This window comes from Bacillus sp. FSL K6-1012, from assembly GCF_037964915.1.
GTDB classification, from domain to species: domain Bacteria; phylum Bacillota; class Bacilli; order Bacillales; family Bacillaceae; genus Bacillus; species Bacillus halotolerans.
Genome location: NZ_CP150175.1, coordinates 2866269 through 2884282, shown reverse-complemented (window position 1 = coordinate 2884282; position 18014 = coordinate 2866269). Strand labels below are relative to the sequence as shown.

Annotated in this window: 22 protein-coding genes and 1 other annotated feature; of the genes, 19 read left to right on the top strand and 3 right to left on the bottom strand. The window is 44.0% G+C overall.

The window, feature by feature from the left end:
- The first annotated feature begins 27 nt into the window (after positions 1–27).
- The 11 genes from radC (at position 28) to rpmA (ending at position 7688) form a co-directional block, all read left to right on the top strand.
- Positions 28–723 carry a DNA repair protein RadC gene (gene radC / locus NSS75_RS15100; RefSeq protein WP_024122357.1) on the top strand — a complete coding sequence of 232 codons (696 nt, stop codon included), beginning with the start codon at positions 28–30 and terminating at the stop codon, positions 721–723.
- 91 nt (positions 724–814) lie between these two features.
- The gene (gene mreB / locus NSS75_RS15095; protein WP_010335164.1) at positions 815–1828 is read left to right on the top strand and encodes a cell shape-determining protein MreB; all 1014 of its coding nucleotides are present in this window, start codon (positions 815–817) and stop codon (positions 1826–1828) included.
- A 30-nt stretch (positions 1829–1858) separates the two neighbouring features.
- Positions 1859–2731 (top strand): rod shape-determining protein MreC, encoded by an 873-nt coding sequence (mreC, locus tag NSS75_RS15090; protein WP_103672518.1) that lies wholly within the window; start codon positions 1859–1861, stop codon positions 2729–2731.
- Positions 2728–3246, top strand: coding sequence for a rod shape-determining protein MreD (gene mreD / locus NSS75_RS15085; RefSeq protein WP_010335162.1), 519 nt, complete (start codon positions 2728–2730; stop codon positions 3244–3246). Before mreC ends, mreD begins: the two co-directional genes overlap by 4 nt.
- A gap of 52 nt (positions 3247–3298) precedes the next feature.
- Positions 3299–3979, top strand: a complete 681-nt coding sequence (gene minC, locus NSS75_RS15080) for a septum site-determining protein MinC (RefSeq protein WP_103672519.1) — start codon at positions 3299–3301, stop codon at positions 3977–3979.
- 1 nt (position 3980) lies between these two features.
- Positions 3981–4787 carry a septum site-determining protein MinD gene (gene minD, locus NSS75_RS15075; protein ID WP_024122353.1) on the top strand — a complete coding sequence of 269 codons (807 nt, stop codon included), beginning with the start codon at positions 3981–3983 and terminating at the stop codon, positions 4785–4787.
- A gap of 149 nt (positions 4788–4936) precedes the next feature.
- Entirely contained in the window at positions 4937–5731 is a 795-nt protein-coding gene (locus NSS75_RS15070) for a M23 family metallopeptidase (RefSeq protein WP_024122352.1), read from the top strand.
- Positions 5724–6590 carry a M50 family metallopeptidase gene (locus tag NSS75_RS15065; protein ID WP_339233625.1) on the top strand — a complete coding sequence of 289 codons (867 nt, stop codon included), beginning with the start codon at positions 5724–5726 and terminating at the stop codon, positions 6588–6590. Before NSS75_RS15070 ends, NSS75_RS15065 begins: the two co-directional genes overlap by 8 nt.
- A gap of 57 nt (positions 6591–6647) precedes the next feature.
- Positions 6648–6725 (top strand) — a sequence feature (ribosomal protein L21 leader region).
- Positions 6726–6738: 13 nt separating this feature from the next.
- Complete coding sequence (gene rplU, locus NSS75_RS15060; RefSeq protein ID WP_003222620.1) at positions 6739–7047, top strand: 50S ribosomal protein L21; 309 nt, start codon at positions 6739–6741, stop codon at positions 7045–7047.
- A gap of 2 nt (positions 7048–7049) precedes the next feature.
- The gene (locus NSS75_RS15055) at positions 7050–7391 is read left to right on the top strand and encodes a ribosomal-processing cysteine protease Prp (protein ID WP_069487111.1); all 342 of its coding nucleotides are present in this window, start codon (positions 7050–7052) and stop codon (positions 7389–7391) included.
- Between the two features lie 12 nt (positions 7392–7403).
- Positions 7404–7688, top strand: coding sequence for a 50S ribosomal protein L27 (rpmA, locus tag NSS75_RS15050; RefSeq protein ID WP_003222623.1), 285 nt, complete (start codon positions 7404–7406; stop codon positions 7686–7688).
- Positions 7689–7807: 119 nt separating this feature from the next.
- Here rpmA and NSS75_RS15045 read toward each other — a convergent pair whose 3' ends face one another.
- Positions 7808–7930 carry a hypothetical protein gene (locus NSS75_RS15045; RefSeq protein WP_125825434.1) on the bottom strand — a complete coding sequence of 41 codons (123 nt, stop codon included), beginning with the start codon at positions 7928–7930 and terminating at the stop codon, positions 7808–7810.
- Between the two features lie 77 nt (positions 7931–8007).
- On the opposite strand from NSS75_RS15045, the gene NSS75_RS15040 reads away from it, so the two are divergent.
- Genes NSS75_RS15040 through pheA form a run of 4 tightly spaced genes read left to right on the top strand, consistent with a single transcriptional unit; the run spans position 8008 to position 11280 of the window.
- Positions 8008–8586: a sporulation initiation phosphotransferase B gene (locus NSS75_RS15040; RefSeq protein WP_216394361.1), complete on the top strand. Its 579-nt coding sequence runs from the start codon at positions 8008–8010 to the stop codon at positions 8584–8586.
- A gap of 34 nt (positions 8587–8620) precedes the next feature.
- Positions 8621–9907, top strand: a complete 1287-nt coding sequence (gene obgE / locus NSS75_RS15035) for a GTPase ObgE (protein WP_339233619.1) — start codon at positions 8621–8623, stop codon at positions 9905–9907.
- A 54-nt stretch (positions 9908–9961) separates the two neighbouring features.
- Positions 9962–10405: a transcriptional regulator ThrR gene (gene thrR / locus NSS75_RS15030; protein WP_010335153.1), complete on the top strand. Its 444-nt coding sequence runs from the start codon at positions 9962–9964 to the stop codon at positions 10403–10405.
- A gap of 17 nt (positions 10406–10422) precedes the next feature.
- Positions 10423–11280 (top strand): prephenate dehydratase, encoded by an 858-nt coding sequence (gene pheA / locus NSS75_RS15025; protein ID WP_024122347.1) that lies wholly within the window; start codon positions 10423–10425, stop codon positions 11278–11280.
- A 21-nt stretch (positions 11281–11301) separates the two neighbouring features.
- Here pheA and NSS75_RS15020 read toward each other — a convergent pair whose 3' ends face one another.
- Together NSS75_RS15020 and NSS75_RS15015 are read right to left on the bottom strand one after the other, a co-directional pair.
- The gene (locus tag NSS75_RS15020; protein WP_095714293.1) at positions 11302–11844 is read right to left on the bottom strand and encodes a transcription repressor NadR; all 543 of its coding nucleotides are present in this window, start codon (positions 11842–11844) and stop codon (positions 11302–11304) included.
- Positions 11810–12991, bottom strand: coding sequence for an IscS subfamily cysteine desulfurase (locus tag NSS75_RS15015; protein ID WP_213417790.1), 1182 nt, complete (start codon positions 12989–12991; stop codon positions 11810–11812). Before NSS75_RS15015 ends, NSS75_RS15020 begins: the two co-directional genes overlap by 35 nt.
- Positions 12992–13093: 102 nt before the next feature.
- Here NSS75_RS15015 and nadB point away from each other — a divergent pair, with 102 nt between their 5' ends.
- From nadB to safA, 4 genes are all read left to right on the top strand, one after another.
- On the top strand, positions 13094–14689 hold the full coding sequence (nadB, locus tag NSS75_RS15010; protein WP_339233612.1) for an L-aspartate oxidase: 1596 nt from the start codon (positions 13094–13096) through the stop codon (positions 14687–14689).
- Positions 14643–15512, top strand: a complete 870-nt coding sequence (gene nadC / locus NSS75_RS15005) for a carboxylating nicotinate-nucleotide diphosphorylase (protein WP_103672524.1) — start codon at positions 14643–14645, stop codon at positions 15510–15512. The genes nadB and nadC overlap by 47 nt, the downstream gene beginning before the upstream one ends.
- Positions 15499–16602, top strand: coding sequence for a quinolinate synthase NadA (gene nadA / locus NSS75_RS15000; protein ID WP_095714297.1), 1104 nt, complete (start codon positions 15499–15501; stop codon positions 16600–16602). The genes nadC and nadA overlap by 14 nt, the downstream gene beginning before the upstream one ends.
- Before the next feature lie 115 nt (positions 16603–16717).
- The gene (gene safA / locus NSS75_RS14995) at positions 16718–17881 is read left to right on the top strand and encodes a spore coat assembly protein SafA (protein ID WP_339233605.1); all 1164 of its coding nucleotides are present in this window, start codon (positions 16718–16720) and stop codon (positions 17879–17881) included.
- Positions 17882–18014 lie beyond the last annotated feature (133 nt).

The following is an 18014-nucleotide window of genomic DNA, read 5'->3' as shown; positions in this document are numbered from 1 at the left end:
AAACGGGAAGGGAAAGAAAAGGAGGGCTTGATCATACACGATCTGCCATTAAAACTCAGAGATTTCCCAAAGAAAGAAAAACCTAGAGAACGGCTGCTGAAAGTCGGAGCCGAGAACTTAGCAAACAACGAACTTTTGGCTATTTTATTGCGGACAGGCACAAAGAACGAATCTGTTATGAACCTTTCAAACAGGCTTCTGCGCTCGTTTGACGGGCTGCGTCTGCTGAAAGAAGCTTCCGTTGAGGAGCTGTCCAGCATCCCGGGAATCGGTCTGGTGAAGGCTGTGCAAATACTGGCAGCAGTTGAACTGGGAAGCCGTATTCATAAACTAGCCAATGAAGAACATTTTGTAATCCGCTCCCCGGAAGACGGCGCAAACCTGGTCATGGAGGATATGCGCTTTTTAACCCAGGAGCATTTTGTCTGTTTATATTTAAATACAAAAAACCAAGTCATCCATAAACGCACTGTTTTTATCGGAAGTCTGAATTCATCTATTGTCCACCCCCGGGAGGTATTTAAAGAAGCGTTCAAACGATCTGCCGCTTCCTTTATTTGTATCCACAATCATCCTTCGGGGGATCCGACGCCGAGCAGGGAAGATATTGAAGTGACAAGACGGCTGTTTGAATGCGGAAACCTGATTGGCATCGAGCTGCTTGACCATTTGGTGATTGGCGACAAAAAATTTGTGAGTTTAAAGGAAAAAGGATATTTGTAACACTTTTTTTTTCGTCGAATTAAGCTATAATAGAGTTTATGAGTTTTTCCCTTTAGGGTATTTTTGCTTTAAGAAAGGAAGATACATACATATGTTTGGAATTGGTACAAGAGACCTTGGTATAGATCTTGGAACTGCGAATACGCTTGTTTTTGTGAAAGGTAAAGGAATTGTTGTGAGAGAGCCGTCAGTCGTTGCTCTGCAAACGGATACGAAATCGATTGTTGCTGTCGGAAATGATGCGAAAAATATGATCGGACGGACTCCTGGAAACGTAGTAGCTCTTCGCCCGATGAAAGACGGCGTTATCGCTGATTATGAAACGACGGCTACCATGATGAAATATTACATCAATCAGGCCATTAAAAATAAAGGCATGTTTGCCAGAAAACCTTATGTGATGGTTTGTGTGCCATCCGGCATTACTGCGGTTGAAGAGCGTGCTGTTATCGATGCGACAAGACAAGCAGGAGCGCGTGACGCGTATCCGATCGAAGAACCGTTTGCTGCGGCTATCGGCGCCAATCTGCCGGTTTGGGAACCGACTGGAAGCATGGTTGTTGATATCGGTGGCGGAACGACAGAAGTTGCGATTATTTCCCTCGGAGGTATTGTAACATCTCAATCCATCCGCGTTGCCGGTGATGAAATGGACGATGCGATTATCAACTACATCAGAAAAACATACAACCTGATGATCGGGGACCGCACTGCTGAAGCGATTAAAATGGATATCGGCTCTGCTGAATCCGCAGAAGAATCCGATAAAATGGAAATCCGCGGCCGTGACTTGCTGACAGGTCTGCCGAAAACGATCGAAATTACTGGAAAAGAAATTTCTAATGCTTTGCGTGACACTGTGTCAACTATTGTAGAGGCAGTGAAAAGCACACTTGAAAAAACACCGCCTGAGCTTGCCGCAGATATCATGGACAGAGGTATTGTGTTAACCGGCGGCGGAGCGCTTCTTCGTAATCTGGACAAAGTCATCAGCGAAGAAACAAAAATGCCGGTCCTTATCGCTGAAGACCCGCTTGATTGTGTAGCGATCGGTACAGGAAAAGCACTGGAGCACATCCATCTTTTCAAAGGAAAAACTAGATAATCGGGAGTTCAATAGAAGAGGTGTAACACGATGCCGAATAAACGGTTAATGCTATTACTTCTGTGTATTATCATATTGGTGGCTATGATTGGATTTTCGCTGAAGGACGGCCGTAATACCACCTGGCCTGAGAAACTGATCGGTGATACGACGGGAGTATTTCAAAACATTTTTCATACGCCTGCCGAATTTTTTGCAGGGATATTTGAGAACATTAGTGATTTAAAAAACACATACGAAGAAAACGAGCGTCTGAGAGAAAAGCTTGACGGACAGACAAAATATGAAGCCAAGCTCCAAGAACTTGAAGACGAAAACAAATCCTTGCGTGACGAACTCGGCCATGTGAAATCAATAAAAGATTACAAGCCGATTTTGGCGACAGTCATTGCCAGAAGTCCTGATAACTGGGCGAAGCAGGTGACCCTTAACAAAGGGACTCAGCAAAACGTAGCGAAAGATATGGCTGTAACGAACGAAAAAGGCGCATTAATCGGGAAGATTAAAAGCTCCGGCCTTAATAACTTTACGTCTACGGTCCAGCTTTTAAGCGATACTGACCGGAATAACAGGGTCGCAACAACCATTTCCGGGAAAAAAGGCAGCAAAGGCTACGGTTTAATCGAAGGCTATGATAAAGACAAAAAACGGCTGAAGATGACCATAATCGAACGCAAGGAAAAACAAGACGTGAAAAAAGGCGATCTGATTGAAACGTCGGGCACAGGAGGCGTATTTCCAGAAGGGCTGACAATCGGTGAAGTGACTGAGATTGAGTCTGACTCTTATGGATTAACGAAAGTTGCCTATGTAAAACCTGCGGCTGATCTTTCTGATTTAAATAATGTGATCGTTGTTAATCGTGATGTGCCGACTGTCGATACAGAGGAGGAAGGATCGTGAAACGTTTCCTTCTCCCTTTCGTTATGATGTTGGTTTTTTCGGCGGAAAGCATCTTTACTGATCTGGTGCATTTCCCGTTCGTCACGGATGACCAGGTGCTCGTCCCGCGTTTTCTGATGCTTGTGCTGATTTTTATGTCGGCTTTTATCAATCAAAAACACGCGGTGATCTACGGTTTTATTTTCGGCTTTCTATATGATATGAATTATACAAGTCTATTAGGTGTTTATATGTTTGGCTTTGCGGGGCTAAGCTATTTGGCGTCAAAAGCGTTTAAAGTGCTGCACACAAACGCTTTTGTCGTCATCCTGATTGCTGTTCTCGCAGTTTGCCTGCTTGAATTTTATGTATTCGGCATTCAGTCGCTGATTCACAAAGACATTATGACGTTTAATGGCTTTGTGCTAGACCGGTTTATACCGACAGTTTTATTAAATATGATAAGCGCACTCATCCTGGTTCTCCCATTTAGATTATTTTTTATGAGTCTAAAGAAAGAATTGAGAGATGAGTAAAAAGGATTTTATCTTTTTTTGACGAAATGAGTATGTTGTTGAGGTGAATATTGTGAAGACCAAAAAGCAGCAATATGTAACGATAAAAGGAACAAAGAATGGTTTGACATTGCATCTTGATGATGCATGTTCTTTTGATGAGCTTCTCGATGGTCTTCAGAATATGCTGTCAATTGAACAATATACAGATGGAAAAGGCCAGAAAATCAGCGTTCACATTAAGCTGGGCAATCGCTGCTTATATCAGGAGCAAGAGGAACAGCTGACCGAATTAATTGCGTCAAAGAAAGATTTGTTTGTTCATTCTATTGAGAGTGAAGTCATTACTAAAAAAGAAGCACAGCGTATGAAAGAGGAAGCTGAAATTATTTCTGTTTCAAAAATTGTCCGTTCAGGCCAAGTGCTCGAGGTGAAGGGCGATTTGCTTCTAATCGGAGATGTGAACCCGGGCGGGACAATCAGAGCCGGCGGAAACATTTTTGTTTTGGGTTCGCTGAAAGGGATTGCCCACGCCGGATTTAACGGAAATAATCATGCGGTCATTGCTGCCTCTGAAATGCTGCCGACACAGTTAAGAATCAATCACGTGTTAAATCGCTCCCCAGACCACATTCAAAAAGGGAACGAAATGGAATGTGCTTATTTAGATACAGACGGAAATATGGTCATTGAACGCCTTCAACATTTGGCTCATTTAAGACCTGATCTAACAAGGCTTGAGGGAGGAATGTGAATTGGGTGAGGCTATCGTAATAACTTCGGGAAAAGGCGGAGTAGGTAAAACAACAACATCTGCTAACCTCGGTACCGCCTTAGCCATTTTAGGGAAGCGTGTATGTTTAGTAGATACTGATATAGGACTGCGCAACCTGGATGTAGTAATGGGTCTTGAAAATAGAATTATTTATGATCTCGTAGACGTTGTAGAGGGCAGATGTAAAATGCATCAGGCGCTCGTAAAGGATAAACGTTTTGATGATTTGCTCTATTTAATGCCCGCTGCTCAAACGAGCGATAAAACGGCTGTTGCTCCTGAACAAATTAAAACTATGGTCCAAGAGCTCAAGCAGGAATTTGATTATGTCATCATAGACTGCCCCGCAGGAATTGAGCAAGGATACAAAAACGCCGTTTCCGGGGCTGACAAGGCGGTAGTGGTCACAACGCCTGAAATTTCAGCTGTGCGAGATGCTGATCGCATTATAGGGCTTTTGGAACAAGAAGAAAATATTGAACCGCCGCGGCTCGTCGTAAACAGAATCAGAAATCACCTGATGAAAAACGGTGACACGATGGATATCGATGAAATCGTTCAGCATTTGTCGATTGATTTGCTCGGTATCGTTGCCGATGATGATGAAGTGATTAAGGCATCTAACCATGGCGAACCGATTGCAATGGACCCTAAAAATCGCGCCTCCATCGCATATCGCAATATTGCCCGCCGCATTTTAGGCGAATCTGTTCCTTTGCAGGTGCTTGAAGAGCAAAACAAGGGAATGATGGCTAAGATTAAGTCATTTTTCGGAGTAAGATCATAATTTCATAGAATAAAAGAGAAGAATCTGACAAAGCAAATGCTGTGTCAGGTTTTTTTGTTTCTGACTGCTCTGTGCTGAAGGTAAATCGAATAATTGCCGTGGACAAGACATATGATGTACAAACCCAACGAATGCAAAGGATGATGGCAATGAGTCACAGAGCAGATGAAATCAGAAAACGATTAGAGAAAAGAAGGAAACAGGTTTCCGGCTCAAAACGTTTCCCTACTCAGACAGGTTCCGAAAAGCAAAAACCGCCGTCTTGGGTCATGATGTCTGATCAGGAAAAACATGGAACCCTCCCGGTATATGAAGATGGCAATTCGAATTTCAGCGGAAGACACCCTTTGGTGAAAACAGACTCAATTATTCTGAAATGTCTTCTATCGGCCTGCCTTGTTCTTGTTTCTGCCATAGCCTATAAAACAAATATTGGACCCGTCAGCCAGATCAAGCCGGTCGTTGCACAAACCTTCGAAACAGAATTTCAATTTGCTTCAGCAAGTCATTGGTTTGAAACGAAATTTGGCAGCCCGCTTGCATTTCTCGCTCCTGAAAAGAAAAATAAGGAACAGCAGGTTGAAGTGGGTCAGGATCTCGTCGCACCCGCATCTGGTAAAGTTCAGCAGGATTTTCAGGACAACGGGGAAGGCATTAAAGTCGAAACAAGCAGCGATACAATCGATTGTATAAAAGAAGGCTATGTTGTTGAAGTCAGTAAAGACGGTGAGACGGGGCTGACAGTGAAAGTGCAGCATGCTGACAATACCTACAGCATTTATGGTGAACTGAAAGACGTGGATGTCGCTTTATATGATTTTGTAGATAAAGGCAAAAAGCTCGGTTCGATTAAACTCGATGATCATAACAAAGGGCTCTATTATTTTGCCATGAAAGACGGCGACAAATTTATTGATCCGATTCAGGTGATCTCATTTGAATAAATGGCTTGACCTCATCTTGAAAATTCATGTTCATCCTTTTCTTTGGATTATCGTGGCGCTGGGGCTGATTACAGGGCACATGAAAGCACTGCTGTGTTTGCTTGTGATTGTTCTGATCCATGAGCTGGGGCATGCCGCTCTGGCCGTGTTTTTTTCTTGGAGAATCAAGCGTGTTTTTTTGCTGCCATTTGGAGGAACAGTTGAAGTGGAAGAGCACGGAAATCGGCCGTTAAAGGAAGAGTTTGCGGTTATTATTGCCGGACCTCTTCAGCACATTTGGCTTCAGCTTGCGGCTTGGATGATTGCAGGCCTCGCCATAATTGATCAGCAGACCTTTGAACTGTTTACATTTTATAATCTATCTATTTTATTTGTGAATCTGCTGCCGATTTGGCCGCTTGATGGCGGCAAGCTATTATTTTTAATTTTTTCAAAGCATCTGTCTTTTCAAAAAGCGCACCGGCTGAATCTGAAGACTTCACTTGTGTGCTGCCTGCTTCTCGCATGCTGGGTTTTATTTGCGGTTCCTCTGCAAATCAGCGCATGGGTTTTGTTTGTCTTTCTGGCTGTTTCTCTGTTTGAGGAGTACAGGCAAAGACACTACATCCATGTGAGGTTTCTCCTGGAAAGATATTATGGGAAAAACCGTGAGCTTGAAAAATTGCTACCGCTTACCGTTAATGCTGAGGACAAAGTCTATCATGTCATGGCGGAATTCAAACGAGGCTGTAAGCATCCCATTATTATAGAAAAATCCGGAGAGAAGCTAAGCCAGCTGGATGAGAATGAAGTGCTGCATGCCTACTTTGCTGATAAGCGGACAAATTCCTCCATGGAAGAGCTGCTGCTCCCTTATTAAAATCGATTGACAAACGCCTTGTATTCTGATATATTTTTTAATGTTATGGATGTAGCACCAATGCTACAACCGCTCAGTACAGGTGTTAAGAGTTGTTTTACAGCCCCCTGGTATCTGGCGAGTCTTAGTCTAATAGGAGGTGCAGAGAATGTACGCAATCATTAAAACAGGCGGTAAACAAATTAAAGTTGAAGAAGGCCAAACTGTTTACATCGAGAAACTTGCTGCTGAAGCAGGTGAAACAGTTACTTTTGAAGACGTTTTGTTTGTTGGCGGAGACAATGTGAAAGTCGGCAACCCTACAGTTGAAGGCGCAACAGTAACGGCTAAAGTTGAAAAACAAGGCCGCGCGAAAAAAATCACTGTTTTCAGATACAAAGCAAAGAAAAACGTTCATAAAAAACAAGGTCATCGTCAGCCTTACACTAAAGTGACGATCGAAAAAATCAACGCGTAAGCATGATTCAGGCAACAATCAGACGGTCCCGTACTGACAAAAGCTTATTGTCTTTTGAAATGACGGGCCACGCCAACTTTGCTGAACATGGACAAGATCTCGTTTGTGCCGGAGTAACAGCCGTTGTGTTTGGATCCGTTAACGCGGTCATCGCGCTGGCGGGCTTCGAGCCGCTTCTTGATATAGGAGAAGACGGGGGTTATTTCTACTTTGAATTCCCTGAATCTCTCGATCCGGAGGCGCGCCAAAAAGCTCAGTTGCTGATTGAAGGCATGATTGTTTCGTTAGAGACAATTGAGCGGGATTATAAAGATCACTTGCGTGTGACCACAAACATAATATAGGAGGTGAGCTACATGCTTAGATTAGATCTTCAGTTTTTCGCTTCTAAAAAAGGAGTAGGTTCTACAAAGAACGGACGTGACTCTGAGGCTAAACGTTTAGGTGCTAAACGTGCTGACGGTCAATTCGTAACAGGCGGTTCTATCCTTTACCGTCAACGCGGAACAAAAATTTACCCAGGTGAAAACGTGGGCCGCGGCGGAGATGACACTCTTTTTGCGAAAATCGACGGAACTGTTAAATTCGAACGTTTCGGCCGTGACCGCAAAAAAGTGAGCGTATATCCTGTAGCTCAATAATGATTCAAAAACTCCGGTCGATGATGACTGGAGTTTTTTTTGCAATATGCGGAGTAAGCATCAAGAATGTTATGCAGAGTATGTGCGAGCAGACCCCGCCAAGAATGAGAACGAATGTCTCAAACCCACTGGATATGTTCCCCAAGCAGTAATACATAAAATGTTCTGCCTGGCTGAAAATCAACCGAAGCCAGAAAAAAGGAACATGATATTTCTGGGAAAAACAATTGTTTTTCTATCAAAGCCTTCTCTGTTATAATTCATAATACACACTTATACAGACTCCTAAATAAGAAATCAAATGATTGGGAGTGCGAAAATGAAGGATGTTTCAAAAAATCAAGAAGAAAATATAAGCGATACGGCTTTAACAAATGAACTGATTCATCTTCTTGGCCATTCCCGGCATGATTGGATGAATAAGCTGCAGCTAATTAAAGGAAACTTAAGCTTGCAGAAGTATGACCGCGTCTTTGAAATCATTGAAGAAATGGTGATAGACGCTAAGCACGAATCAAAGCTCTCAAACCTGAAAACACCGCATTTAGCGTTTGATTTTCTTACGTTTAATTGGAAAGCCCAATGTATGACACTTGAATATGAAGTTCTCGGGGAAATTAAGGATTTGTCAGCTTATGATCAAAAATTGGCGAAACTGATGAGAAAGCTGTTTGATCTGTTTGAACAAGCAGTCACTAGAGGCAGTGAAAATCATTTAACCGTTTCGCTTCAAACCGATCATCCTGACAGACAGCTGATTCTGTACCTTGATTTTCACGGCACTTTTGCCAATATATCTGCCTTTGACGATTTTCGGCAAAATGGATATGAGGACTTTGATATCATGCGTTTTGAGATCGCAAGTCACGAATGTCTGATTGAAATTGGGTTGAACTAGCGGAGTTTTTTAACGGTTTAGAACGGAGGACATTATGTTTGTAGATCAGGTGAAAGTGTATGTAAAAGGCGGCGACGGAGGCAACGGGATGGTTGCGTTTCGCCGTGAAAAATATGTGCCGAAAGGCGGCCCTGCCGGCGGCGACGGCGGAAAAGGAGGAGACGTCGTTTTTGAAGTGGACGAAGGTCTCCGTACTCTTATGGATTTTAGATATAAAAAACACTTTAAAGCGATTCGCGGCGAGCATGGCATGTCAAAAAACCAGCACGGACGAAATGCTGATGATATGGTCATTAAAGTTCCGCCTGGCACTGTTGTGACAGACGATGATACAAAACAGGTCATTGCCGATTTAACCGAACATGGACAGCAGGCTGTCATCGCAAGGGGCGGAAGAGGCGGAAGAGGGAACTCACGCTTTGCCACACCGGCGAACCCTGCACCTCAGCTCTCAGAAAACGGTGAACCGGGAAAAGAACGCTATGTTGTTCTTGAATTAAAAGTGCTTGCAGACGTCGGGCTTGTCGGGTTCCCAAGTGTAGGAAAGTCGACTTTGTTGTCCGTCGTTTCATCTGCAAAACCGAAAATTGCGGATTATCATTTTACGACACTTGTTCCGAATCTTGGCATGGTCGAAACAGATGATGGACGGAGCTTCGTTATAGCCGATTTGCCTGGACTGATTGAAGGGGCTCATCAAGGCGTCGGGCTTGGCCACCAATTTTTGCGCCATATTGAGCGGACCAGTGTTATCGTTCATGTCATTGATATGTCCGGCTTGGAAGGCCGCGATCCGTATGAGGATTATGTGACAATTAATCAGGAATTGAGCGAGTACAATTTGCGTCTCACTGAGCGCCCGCAAATTATTGTCGCAAATAAAATGGACATGCCGCAGGCGGCGGAAAATCTTGAAGGGTTTAAAGAAAAGATGACGGATGATTATCCGGTGTTCCCGGTCAGTGCAGTGACAAGAGAAGGTCTTCGCGAGCTTCTGTATGAAGTTGCCAATCAGCTGGAAAACACTCCGGAATTCCCGCTGTATGACGAGGAAGAGCTTACGCAAAACCGTGTTATGTACACGATGGAGAATGAAGAAGTGCCATTCAGCATTACGCGAGATCCTGACGGAGTCTTTGTGCTTTCAGGAGACAGTCTTGAGCGGTTATTCAAGATGACTGATTTCTCACGTGATGAATCTGTTAAACGATTTGCAAGACAGATGCGGGGAATGGGTGTTGATGAAGCACTCAGAGAACGCGGGGCCAAAGACGGAGACATTATCAGACTTCTTGAATTCGAATTTGAATTTATTGATTAATGATGGGTGAGAGCCTGGATATCAGGCTCTCTATTTTCAAAAGGGGGGATGCAAGTGAAAGAGGAGACGTTTTATCTTGTCCGTGAAGATGTGTTGCCTGATGCGATGAGAAAAACATTAGAAGTCAAAAAACTGCTGGATCGAAAAAAAGCAGAATCAGTGGCAGATGCCGTTCAAAAGGTGGATTTAAGCAGAAGTGCATTTTATAAATACAGAGATGCCGTTTTTCCTTTTTATACAATGGTTAAAGAACAAATTATCACACTTTTCTTTCATTTAGAGGATCGCTCCGGGGCGTTATCTCAGCTCCTTCAGGCGGTGGCTGACTCTGGAAGCAACGTTCTTTCCATTCACCAGACCATCCCGCTTCAAGGGAGAGCAAACGTAACGCTGTCTATCAGTACATCTGCAATGGAAGAGGATATTCATACATTAATGAACAAGATGAGAAAGTTTGACTTTGTAGAAAAGGTTGAAATATTAGGTTCAGGAGCGTAAGGGGAGAGAATATTGTCATGAAAGTCGGTTATTTAGGTCCAGCAGCTACATTCACACATCTAGCAGTCAGTTCTTGTTTCCAAAATGGCGCCGAGCATGTTGCTTACCGCACGATACCGGAATGTATAGATGCGGCAGTCGCAGGTGAGGTTGATTTTGCTTTTGTTCCTTTAGAGAACGCATTAGAAGGATCAGTAAATTTAACAATAGACTATTTAATACATGAACAGCCTCTGCCCATCGTAGGTGAAATGACATTACCGATTCATCAGCACTTACTCGTTCATCCTTCCAGAGAAAATGCGTGGAAAGATCTAGACAAAATTTATTCTCACTCACATGCGATTGCGCAGTGCCATAAATTTCTCCATCGGCATTTTTCTTCTGTGCCGTATGAATACGCCAATTCAACCGGAGCGGCGGCAAAGTTTGTCAGTGACCATCCCGAGCTGAATATCGGGGTGATTGCCAATGAAATGGCGGCTTCTACATACGAATTAAAAATCGTAAAACGGGATATACAGGATTATAGAGACAATCATACGCGATTTGTCATTCTGTCTCCTGATGAAAATATAACCTTTGAAGTGAATTCAAAATTGAATTCAAGACCAAAAACAACACTGATGGTGATGCTTCCGCAGGATGATCAGTCCGGAGCGCTGCATAGAGTGCTGTCTGCTTTTTCTTGGAGAAACTTAAACCTGTCAAAAATCGAATCCCGTCCGACCAAAACCGGGTTAGGGAATTATTTCTTTATTATTGATATTGAACAGGCGTTTGATGAAGTATTAATCCCTGGGGCTATGCAGGAGCTTGAAGCGCTCGGATGCAAAGTAAAGCTGCTTGGTACATATCAATCTTATCAATTATAAAAAGCCCTATTAGGGCTTTTTTTAGTCTTCAATCAAAATACCGGCTTCTTCGAGTGCTTGACAGGCTTGATCAATGCGATGTTCATCGGGTGCTGTCAGTGTATGAAGATGCACACCATCTGTCAGCTGTGATAAATAGGCGGCATTTGTGGAATTGATCTTTTTGATGAAATGTTCGACTTCTTTTCGCGTGCCGACTTGGATCGCTGCAGTTAAATCTCCGTATACAGGGTGCTCAATTTTTACGTCTTTTACAGTTACCCCTTCATCCACGATGAGCTGCAATTCTTCTTCTGTCCGTTCAGGCCCGTGCAGACACGCTATGATTCTTTCTGCCTGCTGATGCTTCTGAGCGGCGGCGTCCAGATAGACATAGCCTTGGCTTGTGGCGATAATCGGCTCGTTTCTCGCTTTTAAAAGCGAGATATCCTGAACGATCACCTGTCTCGAAACATTTGCTTTTTTTGCGAGCTCTCCTCCTGTCAGCGGCGATGTGGATTCCTTCAGCCACAAAAGAAGCTGCTCACGCCTATTGGCGCCCAAGAGCTTTAATTCTTCGGTCAATATGATATTCTCCTTTCCTTTGTTCCAAAAGCGCTGTAAACGTATGTAATAACATATCCAGCTGTTCAGTTGTTGTGTTTTTTCCGAAAGAGATGCGGATAAATTGCAGGGCTTCCTGTTCTGTTTTTCTTAACGCTTTCATCGTTTCAGACGGCCCGTGATAACCTGCAGAACAAGCGCTGCCCGTTGAAATGCAAATATTATTCCGATTACATTCTAACATAACATATTGTCCTTCAAATGAGCCAAAAAAACACCCGATAATATGGGGCAGACATTCTGTGTTTGCACCATCTGCCGCAAGGGTTACAGGGAGAGACCGAATACGGATTTGTTCTAAAAAGTATTGTCTTAACATTTGATTATGGGATATCTGACTTTCCATTTCACTTACGATCAGCTCCGCTGCCGCTGTAAAGGCTCCGATACCCGGTACGTTTATCGTGCCTGCTCGAAACCCATTCTCATGAACGGTGTCAGGGTACACCGGTTTCCAATTGACGTCCGGCCGAATATAGACAGCTCCGACTCCTTTAGGGCCGTGAATTTTGTGACTGGAAATAGAGAGAGCATCCACCCCCATTTCTTCAGTATGGATGGGCAGTTTGCCGAATGTTTGTACCGCATCACAATGAAGAAGAATTTGCCTGTTGTGAAGATACGATGACAGGTGTTTAATGGGCTGAATAATTCCTGTTTCTGAATTGGCATGCTGAATAGAAACCAGGCCTGTGTCCGGGCGAATATGAGCTGCCAATATTTCCTCGGTAATAAGTCCGTACTCGTTAGGCTTAATGATTGTCACGTCAAAGCCAAGATTCTGCAGTAAAGCAGCACAGTTATGGATTGATTGATGTTCCATGGCAGTCGTAATAAAATGTCTTTTTGTTTTTGGCAGGCCGTTTAACAATGATTGAATGGCAAGAAAATTGGATTCAGTGCCGCCGCTTGTAAAATATATACCGCCTGTTTCTCCGCCGATTATGTCAGCTATTTTCCCCCGGCAGTACTCCAGTATATGATTTGCTTTTCCCCCAGCGTCATGCAAGCTGCTGGCATTCCCGTACATATCAATGCTGAGCTTCTGAAATACGTCCAGTGCTTCCTCGCAAATTGGCGTGGTTGCTGCATAATCTAAATAAATCATCCGGTCTTTCCTCCATATGTTCTTCATAAAAAACTCTTGAGTTTATTTTATCGTTGTGTAAATATAGGTGTCAAGACAGGTGTAAACAACAGGAGGTGGCATATGTCTATAAAGACGATTGTGGTTATTGGTTCAGGAGCGGCGGCACTTGCCCTGGCTTCTGCACTTCCGCCATCATACCAGGTGACTGTCATCACGAAAAAAAGCACAAAAAACAGCAATTCAAGACATGCACAGGGCGGAATTGCGGCGGCTTATGCAAAAGATGACTCGATTGCGTCTCATATGGAGGATACGTTATATGCAGGCTGCGGACATAACGATCAAAACATCGTATCAGACGTTTTACTTGATGGAAAAACCATCATTGAGAACTTTTTGGAGAATGACTTTCCATTTGACCGGGATAAACAAGGCAAAGTCAGCCTTGGCAGGGAAGGAGCCCATACGCGTAACCGCATATTTCATGCGGGCGGAGACGCTACAGGCAGCATGCTTATTGATTACTTGCTGAAACAAATCAATAGCCAAATCGAAGTCATCGAGAATGAAACAGCGGTTGATTTGCTGATGAAGAATGGGCGCTGTGCCGGTGTAGTGGCGAAAGACAGCCGCGGCCGGATCAATTTGCGGCATGCGGATGAGGTTGTGCTGGCAGCTGGCGGATGCGGAAGCTTGTTTCAGCACCATACGAACGATCCATCTGTCACGGGTGATGGTCTTTCACTTGCTTACCGGGCCGGAGCGGAATTAACTGATTTAGAGTTTACCCAGTTTCATCCTACACTTCTAGTCAAAAATGGCGTCTCGTGTGGGCTTGTTTCAGAGGCAGTCAGAGGTGAGGGCGGTTTTATAACAGACCAAAACGGCCGCCGTATTATGGCCGGACGGCATCCGCTGGAGGATTTAGCACCACGGGACGTCGTCTCGCGGGTGATTCATGAAGAAATAGCAAAAGGAAAACGTGTGTATATTGATTGCAGCGCTATTTCTGACTTCGAAGTGCGTTTTCCCACAATCACCTCTATTTGCGAAAAGGCAGGGGTTGATATTCGTAAAAGAAAAATACCTGTTGCGCCGGGAATGCATTTCTTAATGGGAGGCGTTTCAGTCAATCGGTGGGGAGAAACAACTGTGCCCGGGCTATACGCGATAGGGGAAACTGCATGCACCGGCTTACACGGAGCCAATCGTCTTGCGAGCAATTCCTTGCTGGAGGCACTTGTGTTTGGTAAAAGAGCAGCAGAACATATCATGAGAAAACCGGTTGATAACAGGTATAGTCAATTCAACGGCGAAACCAGCGGAGTTTATGAGGTGCCGAATATCGAGCTTTCTGAACTGCAAAACAGAATGACAAGCGACATGTCCATAGTAAGAGAAAAAGACAGACTGATTGAGATGAGCAATTGGCTTTATGGGCTCCCATCTCAGAAGATAAATGTGAAGGATATCACAATTCCGCAGCTGGAGCTTTCTCACTTGTGGCAGGTTGCAAAGCTGATGACTTCGTCTGCTCTATTGCGGGAAGAAAGCAGGGGGGCGCATTTTCGAATTGATATTCCTCAGGCTGATGCAGGCTGGCAAGGAAAACAAATTGTCCATACAAAAAAGGGAACCAAAATGAGAAAAAACGAAGGGATTTGGAGAAATGAATCATTTACAGCTGAAAAAATTGCTGAATCACTTTTTTCATGAGGATATAGGGACGGGAGATCTTACATCACAGTCCATCTTTGAAGGACAGAACTGTGAGGCCTCAATTGTTGCAAAGTCAGACGGCATTTTCGCCGGAGCTGCGGTGATTAAGGAAGGCTTTGCTTTATTAGATGAAAAGGTTCAGACGTTTTTACACAAAAAAGATGGAGATCATTTGCGAAAGGGTGATGTGATTGCCGTCTTACGCGGGCCGGCCGCTGCTCTTCTTTCTGGAGAGAGGGTAGTATTAAATCTTATTCAAAGGCTGTCGGGTATTGCGACGATGACAAGGCAGGCTGTTGAACGGCTTGATGATGAACAGATTAAGGTTTGTGACACAAGGAAAACGACGCCGGGGTTAAGAATGCTCGAAAAATATGCGGTCAGGGTCGGAGGAGGATATAACCATCGATTCGGCCTGTACGACGGAATCATGATCAAAGATAATCATATTGCAGCTTGCGGTTCCATTGTAAAGGCGTGTGAAAAAGCGCGGCAGGCAGCAGGGCACATGGTGAATATTGAAGTGGAAATTGAATCTGAGGAGCAGCTCAGAGAAGCCATTCTTGCTGAAGCTGATGTCATTATGTTTGACAATTGCCCGCCTGACACTGTCCGCCATTTTGCAAATATCACACCAGATCACATTAAAACCGAAGCTTCCGGAGGAATTACATTAGAAACTCTGCCCGCTTTTAGAGGGACGGGTGTGAATTATATTTCCTTAGGATTTCTGACTCATTCAGTCAGAAGCTTAGATATCAGCATGGATGTAGCGTTAACAAATCAGTCAGTGGAGGAATGCGGTTATGTCAATTCTTGATGCAATCAAACAATTTGAAATGATGCCTGACCATTATAAAGGGCTGTCAATGAAAGAGATGGAGAGACGTGTTGCAGCCATTAAGGAAAAGTTCGGGAGCAGGTTGTTTATTCCAGGCCATCATTACCAAAAGGATGAAGTAATTCAATTTGCTGACCAAACGGGCGATTCACTCCAGCTTGCCCAAATGGCGGAAAAAAATAAGGATGCGGAATATATTGTATTTTGCGGCGTACATTTTATGGCAGAGACCGCTGATATGCTGACAGGTACGGACCAAACGGTCATCCTGCCAGATATGAGAGCGGGCTGTTCTATGGCTGATATGGCTGACATGCAGCAGACGAACAGGGCGTGGGAGAAACTTCAGCATATATTCGGCGACACGATCATACCATTAACCTATGTGAATTCCACAGCGGAGATCAAGGCATTTGTCGGAAAGCACGGCGGAGCGACTGTAACCTCATCCAATGCCAAAAAAGTGCTTGAATGGGCGTTTACACAGAAAAAACGCATTTTATTTCTGCCTGATCAGCATTTAGGAAGGAACACCGCTTATGAACTGGGTATACCGCTTGAGGACATGGCTGTCTGGGACCCGATTCAAGATCAATTAGAGAACGAGGCAGAACAAAACGATATCAAGGTTATTCTTTGGAAAGGCCACTGCTCTGTTCATGAAAAATTCACCGTGAAAAACATAAATGATTTGAGAGAACGAGATTCTGACATCCGGATCATTGTTCATCCTGAATGCTCCCATGAAGTCGTAATGCAAAGCGACGACAGCGGATCAACGAAATATATTATTGATACAATCAGCCACGCTCAGCCGGGAAGCAAATGGGCAATCGGTACAGAAATGAATCTTGTTCAGCGACTGATTCAAGAGCATTCCGACAAACAGATCGAATCACTCAATCCGGATATGTGTCCATGTCTGACGATGAATCGAATTGACCTCCCGCACTTGCTCTGGTCTTTAGAACAAATAGAAAAAGGAGAACCAGCAGGCGTGATCAAAGTGCCGAAAGTCATTCAGGACGATGCCCTTCTTGCGCTGAATCGAATGCTTTCCATCACGTAAACCAGAAATATTTCCCCTCCTGTACTCATAATTTCTTTCGATCAGGCATATGTTGTGAAGAAACATATTGTAATCACAACTGAACTGTTCACGTTTTGCATAGGAGGGGAAAACGTTGAAAATCCATATCGTTCAAAAAGGCGATTCACTCTGGAAAATAGCTGAAAAATACGGAGTTGATGTTGAGGAAGTAAAAAAACTCAATACGCAGCTCAGCAATCCAGATTTAATCATGCCTGGGATGAAAATAAAAGTGCCGTCTGGAGGTGTTCCAGTCAGAAAAGAGATAAAAGCGGGCAAAAGTCCGGCGGCAGTCGGGGATGAGAAGCAAGAACACCCATTTTCCAAGGAGAAGCCTAAATCCGTTGTCGACGTAGAAGACACAAAACCGAAAGAAAAGCAGTCTGTTCCTTTTGTCCCGCCGATGCCGAATTTGCATGATAATGTGTATCCTGAAGCTGATGTGAACGATTATTATGATATGAATCAGCTTTTTCAGCCTTGGTCGCCTCCTAAACCGGAGGAGCCTAAAAAGCATCATGACGGAAATATAGATCATATGTATGACATGCAAGATCAATTTCCACAACAGGAGGCAATGAGTAATATGGAGAATGCAAATTATCCGAATATGCCTAATACGCCTAAAGCGCCAGATGTAGGCGGTATGGAAGAAGAAAACATCCACCACACTGTTCCGAATATGCCGGCAGTTCAGCCATACTATCCGTATCCAGCCCATTTTGTGCCATGTCCGGTTCCTGTCTCACCGATTCTGCCTGGATCCGGCCTGTGCTACCCATACTATCCTGCACATGCATTTCCGATGCATCAGCCTTATGGCTTCCAGCCAAGTTTTGTATCACCTTCGCAATATGATCCGGGTGAATATGATAACCAGCATCATGAAAACAGCCATCACGGGCATTACGGATATCAGCCTTCGCACGGCGCGCCTCAATATGCATCGCCGGCTTATGGATCTCCTTATGGGCATATGCCATATGGTCCTTATTATGGCGCTCCTCAAGTGATGGGTGCTTATCAGCCAAATATGGCGCATGGTTATATGCCGCCATTTAAGGATCATGATGATTGCGGGTGTGACGATGATCAGCAGCCATACTTCTCAGCACCTGGTTATCAGGGAGGAGCATATGGAACTCCTTATATGCCTTACGGAGGAGCAAATCCGAATCCGTATGCAGCCGGAACTTCCATGCCAAATCAGCCTTCAACAAACCAGATGTTTGGACGCCCTGAAGAAGAAAGTGAATGATTGTTCGGGACGATGTAAATCGTTCCTTTTTTTATATTGCCTTACAATCGTCGAATGGTCATAACTGACACGCTTAACATATCTCCCTGATGCACATGATAAAAACGAGCACAACATGCTCAATCAGTCCTCG

Bases quoted from the DNA above. Each gene is read 5' to 3' on its own strand.
- nadC (WP_103672524.1), top strand. From the start codon at position 14,643: ATGAATCATTTACAGCTGAAAAAATTGCTGAATCACTTTTTTCATGAG.
- mreC (WP_103672518.1), top strand. From the start codon at position 1,859: ATGCCGAATAAACGGTTAATGCTATTACTTCTGTGTATTATCATATTG.
- rplU (WP_003222620.1), top strand. From the start codon at position 6,739: ATGTACGCAATCATTAAAACAGGCGGTAAACAAATTAAAGTTGAAGAA.
- NSS75_RS15040 (WP_216394361.1), top strand. From the start codon at position 8,008: ATGAAGGATGTTTCAAAAAATCAAGAAGAAAATATAAGCGATACGGCT.
- obgE (WP_339233619.1), top strand. From the start codon at position 8,621: ATGTTTGTAGATCAGGTGAAAGTGTATGTAAAAGGCGGCGACGGAGGC.
- rpmA (WP_003222623.1), top strand. From the start codon at position 7,404: ATGCTTAGATTAGATCTTCAGTTTTTCGCTTCTAAAAAAGGAGTAGGT.
- nadA (WP_095714297.1), top strand. From the start codon at position 15,499: ATGTCAATTCTTGATGCAATCAAACAATTTGAAATGATGCCTGACCAT.
- nadB (WP_339233612.1), top strand. From the start codon at position 13,094: ATGTCTATAAAGACGATTGTGGTTATTGGTTCAGGAGCGGCGGCACTT.
- NSS75_RS15055 (WP_069487111.1), top strand. From the start codon at position 7,050: ATGATTCAGGCAACAATCAGACGGTCCCGTACTGACAAAAGCTTATTG.
- NSS75_RS15070 (WP_024122352.1), top strand. From the start codon at position 4,937: ATGAGTCACAGAGCAGATGAAATCAGAAAACGATTAGAGAAAAGAAGG.
- NSS75_RS15015 (WP_213417790.1), bottom strand. From the start codon at position 12,991: ATGATTTATTTAGATTATGCAGCAACCACGCCAATTTGCGAGGAAGCA.
- mreB (WP_010335164.1), top strand. From the start codon at position 815: ATGTTTGGAATTGGTACAAGAGACCTTGGTATAGATCTTGGAACTGCG.
- pheA (WP_024122347.1), top strand. From the start codon at position 10,423: ATGAAAGTCGGTTATTTAGGTCCAGCAGCTACATTCACACATCTAGCA.